Annotated in this window: 2 protein-coding genes and 1 pseudogene; 2 read left to right on the top strand and 1 reads right to left on the bottom strand. The window is 29.4% G+C overall.

The features are described 5' to 3' along the window. Positions 1-450 (top strand): annotated as a pseudogene (locus L6Q46_RS12910) (arginase); the annotation flags it as partial. Between the two features lie 71 nt (positions 451-521). Further along, on the top strand, positions 522-1775 hold the full coding sequence (locus L6Q46_RS12915; protein WP_291284652.1) for a DEAD/DEAH box helicase: 1254 nt from the start codon (positions 522-524) through the stop codon (positions 1773-1775). 11 nt (positions 1776-1786) lie between these two features. On the opposite strand, the gene L6Q46_RS12920 is transcribed toward L6Q46_RS12915, so the two are convergent. Continuing rightward, positions 1787-3985 carry an ATP-binding protein gene (locus L6Q46_RS12920; protein WP_291284653.1) on the bottom strand — a complete coding sequence of 733 codons (2199 nt, stop codon included), beginning with the start codon at positions 3983-3985 and terminating at the stop codon, positions 1787-1789. Between the last annotated feature and the right edge of the window lie 185 nt (positions 3986-4170).

Raw genomic sequence — 4170 nt, forward strand, 5'->3', positions numbered from 1 at the left:
GGATTTAGTTATGCTTTTGAAGACGGTTTTCTAAAGAAATATTTTGTTTTTGGATTACACGAAAACTTTGTTTCAAAAAGTGTTTTCAATACATTAAAAGAATTGACTTCAAGAGTAAAATATGTTACCTATGAAGAAGTAGAAGTAAAACGGGAGAAAAACTTCGAAACCGAATTAGAAAACGCACTAAACTTTATTAAAAATGAACCTTTTGGCGTGGAATTAGATTTAGATGCAATTCCAAATATTCCTTCTAGCGCTATGACTTTGAGTGGTTTTAGTGTGGATAAAGCTCGACATTTTACTTACTTTTTTGGAAAACATCAGAATGCTTCTTATTTTCATATTTGTGAAGGAGCTCCTGCCCTTGATGATTCAAAAAACAATCATTTAACCGGTAAATTAATAGCTTCTTTAATTACTGATTTTATGAAGGCAAAAGTTGGGTAAAACCAAATTCCTCAAAATAACACTATCTTTGTACCCTTATCAAACTTATTTGATAGGAAAATTTACTATTTATGACATTTAACGAATTAAAATTATTTAACAATATACAACAAGCTTTAGAAGAAGAAGGCTACACAAACCCTACTCCAATTCAAGAGCAAGCGATTCCTGAAATTTTATTAGGACAAGACTTAGTTGCTTGTGCTCAAACCGGAACAGGAAAAACAGGTGCTTTTGCCATTCCTATTCTGAATTTAATTCATCGAATTGTAGGTTCTGCTAAAAAAGCAAAACATATTAGAACTTTAGTAGTAACGCCTACAAGAGAATTAGCAATACAAATTGATGAGAGTTTTAAAACTTACGGAAAATATACCAATGTAAAATCGTTAGTAATTTTTGGCGGTGTAAATCAGGTTCCTCAAGTAAACGAATTAAAAATGGGTGTTGATGTTTTAATTGCTACTCCAGGAAGACTTTTAGATTTACACAAACAAGGATTCATTGATTTGAATCACATGCATCATTTAGTTTTAGACGAAGCTGATCAAATGTTGGATATGGGATTTATTAATGATGTAAAGAAAATCATCAAATTAACTCCTGAAAATCGTCAAACGTTGTTGTTTTCTGCAACAATGCCTTTAGCGATTAGAGAATTAGCGGATACTTTTTTAACACGACCAAAATACATTTCGGTAACACCAATTTCGAGTACGGCTGAAAATGTAACGCAAAAAGTATATTTCGTAAACAAAGACGAAAAACGTTTACTTTTAAAACAGTTAATTATTCAAGAAAGTTTGAGTAATGCTTTAGTGTTTACCAGAACCAAACATGGTGCTAACAACATTGTAAAAGTGTTGAAAAAAGCTCATATAAAAGCTGAAGCTATTCACGGAGATAAATCGCAAAATGCACGTCAACGTGTTTTGGAGCAATTTAAAAATAAAGAAATCGATATCTTAGTTGCTACCGATATTGCGGCAAGAGGAATCGATATTGAACAACTTCCGTTTGTAATTAACTTTGATATTCCAAATATTTCGGAAACGTATGTACACCGAATTGGTCGTACAGGTCGTGCTGGAAATTCAGGTTTAGCGATTTCATTTTGTGGAAAAGACGAAAAACCATATTGGCAGGATATTGAAAAGTTAATCCGAATGAAAGTTAAAGTGATAACAGACCATCAATATACTTGGAAAGACACAGAAGTAAACCCAGATGCAAAACCTGATTTAAGAAATAAAAATAAGATGAATCCGAATTCCAATTCAAGAAAATCGGAAGCTTCTAAGAAAAACAAAAAACGTTGGTACTAAGCCAACGTTTTTTATTTATCTACTAATCGTTTTATGGTTTCAAACAATTTATGACTTTCAAAAGGTTTCACTATAACTTCATTAATTTGAGCATCTATAATTTTATCTTCAATATCTTGTCTATCAAAAGCAGTTACAGCGATGATTGGAGTTTGGATTCCTTTTTGTCTTATTAATTTTGAAGTTTCAAATCCATTAATTAAAGGCATGTTTATATCCATCAAAATAGCATCAAAATGAGTTTTAGTAACTAACTCTAAGGCGGCATAACCATCGTCTACAATTTGACATTTAAAACGATTGTTTTCTAGGAGTTTCTTAGTTACCACTTGATTAATTTTATTATCCTCAACTACTAAAATTTTATATTCTTTTCTTACTGAAAGATCTACATCTAAATTATCAATAATTGATTTTGCTTTTGAATCATCTGATTCTAGTGGTAAAGTAAAAGTAATGGTCGTTCCTTTTCCTTCTTCGCTTTCTAATTGAATGGTACCATTAAACAATTCAACTAATTTTTTAACAATGGTTAATCCTAATCCAGTTCCTTGATAATCGTCTTCTTTACGATATACTTGAACAAATTTTTCGAAAACTTTATTTTGATCTTCTTTTGCAATACCAATTCCGTTATCAATAACTTCAAATTTCAAATAACATTTTGTTCCTATTTTTTCAATCAGATGCGCTTTAACCAATACCTTTCCGTTTTCGGTAAATTTAAGAGAGTTACTCATCAAATTAATAAAAATTTGAGATAATCGAATTTTATCGCCAACCAAAACTTCTGGAATTGAATTATCAACTTCAATAAAAATTTGGTTGTTATTTTTAATCGCTAAAAAGTGAAGTGAATCTTTGATAACCGTTAATTCGTCATGGATATTAAAAACCATATCTTCAAGAACTACCTGATTTTCTTCAATTTTATAGACTTTTAAAATATCATTTACTAATGACAATAAATACTTGGCTGAAAATTTTAATGATTTTAAATGCGGACTGTTTTTTAATTCTTTGTGTTCGTCTAAAATGATATCTGTAATTCCAACAACTCCATAAAGAGGTGTTCTTAGTTCGTGACTAATAGTTGAAATGAATTGGGTTTTTAATTGAGATGCTTCTTCTGCTTTTTCTTTTGCAACTAATAATTCATTATTGGTTCGTTTTAATTCTTCATTAATTTTTGCTTTGAACTTGTTATTTCTAATTAAAGACAATAGTAACAACACCAAAATGAAGAAAATAATAGCTAAAAGAATAACGAAAACACGATTAGCTTGTAATTTTTCAGCTTGAATTTCTTTTTCTTTTTTAATTTGATCAATCTCTCTATTAATCTCGTCATGCTCAATTTGCAACCCTCCTATTTTAACATCACTTAATCGCTCTTCGTTATAAATTTTATCTTGTAATTCGTCATGTTTTAAGAGATAGAAGTGTGCTTTTTCAAAGTTTTTAATTTTATAGTAAAAATTTGAAATATCATTATAAACATCACTTGCGTTTGACTTAATTAACTCAATATCATTTTGTTCGCAAAAATGAACCGCTTTTAAATAATATTCTTCCGCTTTTTGATTGTTGTTCAAGTGATTATAGTAGGCGCCAAAATTTGAGTTTAATGATATTTTAGCTTCATTATCACCTTCTTTGTCTACATAATCTTTAATTTCATTAAAATATTGAATTCCAGAACTAAAATCTTCTACAGCAAAATAGGCACTTCCAATATTAAGTTTAGAAAACATAATTTCATATTCATCTTTATGTTGAATAGAATATTTTAAGCCTTCTTTATAATGTTTAATTCCTTTTCGAAAATCGATTTTTCGGTAACAATAAAGGTTACCTAAATTGTTATTTAACCAACCTTTTACAGTGTCGTTATCAACTTTATTAGCTAAAATAAGTCCTTTAGAATAAAATTCAATTGCTTTTTTATAATCAGCAAATTCTTCGAAGTTTAAACCAATAATATTATAAGCCTTAGCGGCTAATAAATCGTTATCATTTTTTGTAGCAATAACTAGAGCTTTTTGAGCAAAATCGAGCGATTTTTTAGTTTCTAACTTTAGAAAACTTTGCCCCGCCTTTTTCAACAACTGTTTCGCTTCTTTATTAGATAAATCCGTATGCTGTGCTATTCCTGAAAGTGAGCAAAGCCAGAATACTAAAACTAAATAAAAATGCTTATACGTTATCATTTAAGTGCATTGAAAAGGAAATACTAATTTATAAAAAAATCCTGACTTAATCAGGATTTTTTAACAAATGTTTATCGTGTTAATTTTTTGTATTTAATACGAGTTGGAGTAACATCTTTTCCAAGGCGTTTGCGCTTGTTTTCCTCATATTCTGTAAAACTTCCTTCAAAGCTATACACTTGAGA

This window comes from Flavobacterium sp. (assembly GCF_023151265.1).
Lineage (GTDB): Bacteria > Bacteroidota > Bacteroidia > Flavobacteriales > Flavobacteriaceae > Flavobacterium.